This window comes from Paraclostridium benzoelyticum (genome assembly GCF_001006285.1).
Classification (GTDB): Bacteria; Bacillota; Clostridia; order Peptostreptococcales; family Peptostreptococcaceae; genus Paraclostridium; species Paraclostridium benzoelyticum.
The window spans coordinates 1-7,065 of sequence record NZ_LBBT01000312.1 but is presented as its reverse complement, the minus strand read 5'-3'; the positions used below and the strand labels follow the sequence as shown (position 1 = coordinate 7,065).

Below are 7,065 nucleotides of genomic sequence, written 5' to 3'. Positions count from 1 at the left end.
AATTGCTTATAAGTAAACATAATATTAAAATAGATATAGAACTTATTATATACATAATTGAAAAGTGGTGATGTAGATGAAAAAAATTAAGTTTATATACAATCCAAACTCTGGTGATAAAAAAATAGTGTACAAGTTAGACAATATAATATCTAAATTTCAGGATAATGGATATACAGTTGTGCCATATAGAGTATCTAAAAATAATACTATGGAAAGAGGATTAGAAGATATTAATGATAATTATGAGTATATTTTAGTTGCTGGAGGCGATGGAAGTATAGACAGACTTGTAAACTTCATGAAAAAAAATAATATAGATTTGCCAATTGCAATACTTCCTACAGGAACTGCGAATGATTTTGCAAATGTACTTAAGATACCATTAGACATAAATTTAGCAATAGATAAGATAATTAATTCAAAACCTACAAATATAGATCTAGGAATTATTAATGAAGATTACTTTGTAAATATTGCAAGTTCAGGTATGTTTACAGATGTTTCACAAAGAGTAGATGAAAATTTAAAAAATTCTATAGGTAGAGTATCATATATAATAAAAGGTATAGAAGATGCACTTCGTCTAAGAAAGTTTAGTGTACATGTTAAGTCAAAAGAGTTAGAATACGAAGGTGACATGTACTTGATTTTAATTTTAAACGGAAGAACTGCAGGAAATATAAACTTAGCACATTATGCTATGTTAGATGATGGATATTTAGATGTAATAATTTTTAAGGCAATGCCAATACCTAAGACTATACCACTTCTTTTAGATATTATAAAAGGAGCACCTATAGATAAATATAATGAAATTATATATTTTAAAACAGATGATTTGTATATAGATTGCAAAGAAAATATAGTTACAGATATAGATGGAGAAAGAGGTCCAGATTTTCCACTTCATATAAAATGTGATAAGGAAGGTATTAAGATATTAGGAATTGAATAAGTTAAATTGTAAAAATCCACATTGATATAAATGTGGATTTTAGTTTATACTTGTATATATCAAATGAAAAAGGAGTATAAAATGGAAAAATTATATTACACAGATCAGTATATAAAAGAATTTACAGCAGAAATTATTGATATAAAAGAAAAAGATTCTAATTTTCATATTCAATTAGATAAAACTGCATTTTTCCCTGGAGGAGGAGGTCAGTTTTGTGATACTGGAAAAATTGATAATCACAAAGTAATAGATGTATATGAAGAGGATGGATTGGTATTTCATGTAACAAAAACCAAGCCTATAAAAGTACATAAGGTAAAATGCAGTATAGATTGGGAAAAAAGAGAAGATGGTATGAATCAACATTTTGGGCAGCATGTTCTATCTGGATGTTTTTTCAAGTTATTTAATGCAAATACAGTAGGTTTTCATTTAGGACAAGATTTTAGCACTGTAGATATACAAGGTTTTTTAACTGAAGAACAAATTAGAGAGGCTGAAAACTTTGCAAATGAAATTATAAATAGAGATATATGTGCAGAATTTTTAACTCCAGATAAAAAAGAATTAAAGAAAATGGGATTAAGAAGAGATTTGCCTAAAACTAATGAACAAATAAGAGTTGTAAAAATAGGGGACTTAGATATAAATGCATGTTGTGGTGTACATCCAAGATCAACATTATCTCTTAGAATGATAAAAATAAAAAGATTTGAAAAATGTAGAAATGCTACTAGAATAGAGTATTTAGCAGGTAAAAGAGCCATTGAGTATAGTATGGATAGGGATAATTGCTTAAGTGATATATGTAGATATTTAAAGTGTGGAGATAAAGATGCTATTAATGGAATTAAGAACTTACATAAAAATTTAGAAGATACATTACAATACAATAAAAAGATAGAAAGTGAAATAGCAAGATATCAAGTTAAAGAAATGATAGATTTAGGCGAAAAAATAGGAGATATATCTTTAATTAAAAAAACATACGAAAACGAAAATATAAAATATGTATCAAAAATTGTTTCAAAATTAGTTGAAAATGAAAACACAATAGCTTTAATGGCAGTTAAAAATGAAGATAAAGTTAATTTTATATTTTCTACATCAAAAGGAATAGATAAGCTTAATATGAATGAGTTATTAAAAGATTCTATAAAGTTAGTAGATGGTAAGGGTGGCGGAAGTAAAGTTTTAGCCCAAGGTGCAGGAAAAAATAATGGAAATATAGACTCAATGTTTGATTATGTATCTATGAAAATATCAAATTTATTAAAATAACAGAGTAGGATTTCCTACTCTGTTATTATATTTCTCAGTTTTTCTATATCAAGCAATTTTACATAATCATTAGTATAGTCAATTAGATTATCATTTTTCATATTTATGAACTCTCTAGACAAGGAAGGTCTAGGAACACCTAAAGTTTCTGCTAATTTAGTTTTAGTTTTAGGCATTTTTATAAAATTGGTATTTTGTAAGTTATATTCATCTAATAAGAAACTTACAATTTTTTGTCTGATGCTTACAAAAGAAATAGTTTTAACTGTTTTATTAAGTTCTACAATTTTATTTGTAATGTCATTTAAAAATGATATTAATATGTTTTTGTGGTTAGAACAAAAGTCTATAAAGTCATATTTATCAATAAACATTACTTCAGTTTTTGAATTAGATACAACTGTAGCTGGATATATATTTATATCTGAAAAAGTTATGACCTCACCAAATAAATTTCCTTTTGAAAAAGATGACATTAAAATAATTTTATCACCAGGTAAAAATCTTTTAATATCAACGCCGCCGTCTAAAATCAAACCTATAGAATTACAAGAATGACCTTCAAGGGCTATTATATCTTCTTTATTATAATTTTTTATTGTATATTTAGAATCTTTAAACAAATCGAGTATTTCTTTTTTAGTTAAATTTTTAAACATGATTCCACCTTATAAAATAGAGTATTGTTAGCCTAATTTAGTTGAATTTAAATTATTTTAAATAGGCTTTAATAAATTATAACATAGAGTAGTATTCAACTGCAAAATCTCGGAATTCTTTTGCATATTTACTAATATAATTATCAGGATGCCAAGAAATATTTATGTATCTTTTACAAATTGGGTCTATAACTCTAAGTAGTTTTAAGGAATCATCTTCATGAATATCCCATGATATTTCAGGTATAAAACTTATACCAAGACCAGCGCTAATTAATTGTTTAACTATTGAAGGTACATCACTTTCAAATACTATAGTAGGATTAAAACCTGCATACTTACAAAGAGAATAAGATATAGTTCTAAAAGGTTTATTGGACTGAAAGCTTATAAAATTTTCATCTGAAATTTCTTCTAAAAATATAGCGTTTTTAGTAGCAAGAGGATGGTTGCTAGGCATACCTATAAATAATTCTTCTTCTAATAAGGTTATAGAAAATGGATCATGAACCTCATCTAATGTAGATGATATACAAAAATCAAAGTTTTTATAATCAATTTCACCATCAGCATGCTGAAGTAGTTTAAACGTAGTGTCTGGATGGATTTTTTTGAAGTTTAAAATTAAATTAGGTAAGGTATTAGAACCAGCTAGAACTAAAAGTTTTATCTCAGGCTTCGATTGGTTATTAGTATCTAGAAGTTCCTTAACTCCATTTTCTAAAACTGAAAGTGATTCATTAACAGTTTTTAAAAACATTTCTCCGTTTGAATTTAAACTTATATTTTTACCATTCCTATCAAATAAATCAACTCCAATTTCCTTTTCTAATGAATTAATAATTCTACTTAAAGCAGGTTGGACAATGTGTAGCTTTTTAGCTGCATTAGTCATATGTTGAGTTTTTGCAACTGTTTGAAAATATTTAAGATGAAGGAGTTCCATTTAATAAAATCACCATCCTAGATTATATAATAAATTTGTTATTAATATATAACAAACTATGTATTATACATTTATTAAATAGTTATATAAAATATTCTTAAAGACAATACATTTTCTATTTGATAAGAAATTTTTAATTAAATCAAATCAGATTATATTACATCATATCATATCTACTTAACTTTCAGGGGTTTTAAAAAAATTAATAGGGGGAATGCACATGAGTTTTAGTTTTGCAGATGTATTTTTAAGCCAATTTATGCTGATGTTTTTAGTGATTGTAACAGGCCTTATATTTGGAAAACTTAAATTTGGAAAATTTAGGTTTGGTATATCAGGAGCATTATTTACAGGACTTATAATCGGATGGGGGGCTTTTAAATACGCAGCAAATGTACCTGAAGGTTCTCAAGCATTTAAGTCTGCACAAGAATTATTATCAGTAGGGGTAGTATCTAGTGATTTTTTTGATATATTCTTAATTTTATTTGTTTGTGCAGTAGGATTATTAGCAGCAAAAGATATGGGGATAGTATTAAAAAAATATGGACTGAAGTTTGTGATACTTGGCATGATAGTAACATTTACGAGTGCTGCAGCAACATATGGAGCAACATTATTCAGCGATGATTCTAATCCATATGAAATATCAGGTGTATATACTGGAGCACTTACAAGTTCACCAGGACTTGCAGCGGCAATAGAAACAGCTAGAGGTCATGCAACTCAAAGAGTAGAAGAATTTAATAGTATGAACCTAGTAGAAAAAGAAAAATTCCTGAAAATGGCAGGAGTAAAAGACATACCAAAAGACTTAGCTACTTTTCATTTAACTGATGATATAAAACAACAGTATATAGTAAATGCAGAAGCTAGTATTGGAGCAGGTCATGCAATAGGGTATCCTTTTGGAGTTCTAATAGTTATATTGGCTGTAAATTTCTTCCCAACAATATTTAAAATAGACGTAGAAAAAGAAAAATTACAATATAAAAAAGAATTAGAAGATGCAAAAAAATCAAGTAACTCAGCAAAAGAAATAAAAGAAAGTAAATTTGATATTTTAGGATTTGTAATGGCGTGTACATTCGGATATATAATTGGAAATATAAATATATACTTACCATTTATAGGTTATTTTAGTTTAGGGTCAACAGGCGGAGTTTTAATAGGAGCATTAGTTTTAGGATATATAGGTAAGATTGGAAATATAAGTTTTAGAATGGATTCAAAGGTATTAGGTGTGATAAGAGATGTTGCGTTAGTGTTCTTCTTAGCTATAGTAGGCCTAAGATATGGATATAAAGCTGTAGATGCATTAGTAGGAGCTGGAGCATACTTAGGAGTTATATCAGTGATAGTAGGAACTGTAGGGATGTTAGTTGGATTCTTCTTAGGTAAATATATACTAAAAATCAACTGGCCAATGTTATCTGGAGCTATATGTGGAGGTATGACATCAACACCTGGACTAGGAGCTGCTGTAGAGGCTTTAGGTAGCGATGAACCGGCTGCAGGCTATGGAGCAACATATCCATTTGCACTTTTAGGAATGGTTATTTTCACTATAATACTTCATAAATTACCGATGTAGTTATTTAGATTAAAAATAAATATGCTAGGAGGGAAACTTATGGATAAAAGATTAAGATGTGATGAATTAAAAAATAGAGTAATGAGTGCGCAAGAAGCTGCTAAGTTATTCGAAGATGATATGGTTGTAGGAACTAGCGGATTTACGCCTGCAGGATATCCCAAAGCAGTACCGCTAGCTTTAGCTGATAGGGTGAAAAATGGAGAAGATATAGGTATCACACTTATAACGGGAGCATCTGTAGGCCCTGAACTAGATGGAGCTTTAAGTGAATCTGGAGTTATAAAAAGAAGATATCCTTATCAGACAAATTCAAGTTGTAGAAACTCTATAAACAATTCAGAAATAAATTATTCAGATATGCATTTAAGTCACACTCCACAATGGGTAAAATATGGATTCTTTGGGAAAATTGATATAGCTTTAGTAGAAGCAGTTGCCATAACAGAAGAAGGATATATAATTCCTTCGACATCAATAGGAAATTCAAATGTATTTATAGAGTGTGCAGACAAGGTAATAATAGAAATAAACACATCTCAGCCAATAGAGTTAGAGGGAATACATGATGTGTATAATGTAGAAGTTCCTCCAAATAGGAAACCAATTCCATTAGTAAAAGCTAATGATAAAATAGGAACTCCATATATTATGTGTAATAAAGATAAAATAGCAGCAATAGTATATACAGATATAAAAGATAAAACAAGACCTGTTGCACCTATTGATTCAGTATCAGAAAAAATGGCTAAAAACCTTATAGGTTTTCTAGAAAAAGAAGTAGAAGCTAATAGACTTCCTAAAAATTTACTACCTCTTCAGTCTGGAGTTGGAAGTGTAGCAAATGCAATTCTTGGAGGATTAGTAGAATCTGAATTTGAGGACCTAGTAGTATATTCAGAAGTAATACAAGATAGTGTAATAGATTTAATTGAACGTGGAAAAGTAAAATTTGCATCAGGAACATCATTAACTATATCTCCAGAAAGGTTAGATAATTTTTATATGAATTTTAGTAAATATAAAGATAAGTTGATTCTTAGACCTCAAGAGATAAGCAATAGCCCTGAAGTTGCGAGAAGATTAGGGGTAATAGCCATAAATACTGCAATAGAAGTAGATATATATGGAAATGTTAATTCAACTAATATAATGGGTAGTAGAATGATGAATGGAATTGGTGGATCAGGAGATTTTGCTAGAAATGGATACTTAACTATTTTTACAACAGAGTCAATAGCAAAAAATGGTAATATATCGAGTATAGTTCCTATGGTATCACACCATGATCATACAGAACATGATGTAATGGTAATTGTAACGGAACAAGGAGTAGCAGACTTAAGAGGTTTATCTCCAAAAGAAAGAGCAGAAGAAATAATAAAAAACTGTGCACATCCTAACTATAAAGATGCTTTATATGATTATTTTAATAGAGCTTGCGATGGTAAATATAAACATACACCACATATTTTAGAAGAATCTTTATCTTGGCATGAAAAATTTCTAAATGATGGAAGTATGATTAAATAAATATTAAAAATTTTTCTTATAATAATGAAGAAAAATAAGTAACAGTTGCATTGCAAATAGATAAATTCAATTAAAATATCATAGCTATCGT

6 protein-coding genes are annotated in these 7,065 nt (G+C 28.4%); 4 read left to right on the top strand and 2 right to left on the bottom strand.

What is annotated here, in order from left to right:
• The first annotated feature begins 76 nt into the window (after positions 1-76).
• Positions 77-958 carry a YegS/Rv2252/BmrU family lipid kinase gene (locus VN21_RS15390; protein ID WP_046824031.1) on the top strand — a complete coding sequence of 294 codons (882 nt, stop codon included), beginning with the start codon at positions 77-79 and terminating at the stop codon, positions 956-958.
• Positions 959-1,039: 81 nt separating this feature from the next.
• Positions 1,040-2,242, top strand: coding sequence for an alanyl-tRNA editing protein (locus VN21_RS15385; RefSeq protein WP_046824030.1), 1,203 nt, complete (start codon positions 1,040-1,042; stop codon positions 2,240-2,242).
• 14 nt (positions 2,243-2,256) lie between these two features.
• On the opposite strand, the gene VN21_RS15380 is transcribed toward VN21_RS15385, so the two are convergent.
• Positions 2,257-2,901 (bottom strand): Crp/Fnr family transcriptional regulator, encoded by a 645-nt coding sequence (locus VN21_RS15380; protein ID WP_046824029.1) that lies wholly within the window; start codon positions 2,899-2,901, stop codon positions 2,257-2,259.
• Between the two features lie 76 nt (positions 2,902-2,977).
• Positions 2,978-3,847, bottom strand: coding sequence for a LysR family transcriptional regulator (locus VN21_RS15375; RefSeq protein ID WP_046824028.1), 870 nt, complete (start codon positions 3,845-3,847; stop codon positions 2,978-2,980).
• A gap of 220 nt (positions 3,848-4,067) precedes the next feature.
• On the opposite strand from VN21_RS15375, the gene VN21_RS15370 reads away from it, so the two are divergent.
• Both VN21_RS15370 and VN21_RS15365 read left to right on the top strand, forming a co-directional pair.
• Complete coding sequence (locus VN21_RS15370; RefSeq protein WP_046824027.1) at positions 4,068-5,441, top strand: aspartate-alanine antiporter-like transporter; 1,374 nt, start codon at positions 4,068-4,070, stop codon at positions 5,439-5,441.
• 39 nt (positions 5,442-5,480) lie between these two features.
• Positions 5,481-6,974: an acetyl-CoA hydrolase/transferase family protein gene (locus tag VN21_RS15365; RefSeq protein ID WP_046824026.1), complete on the top strand. Its 1,494-nt coding sequence runs from the start codon at positions 5,481-5,483 to the stop codon at positions 6,972-6,974.
• Positions 6,975-7,065 lie beyond the last annotated feature (91 nt).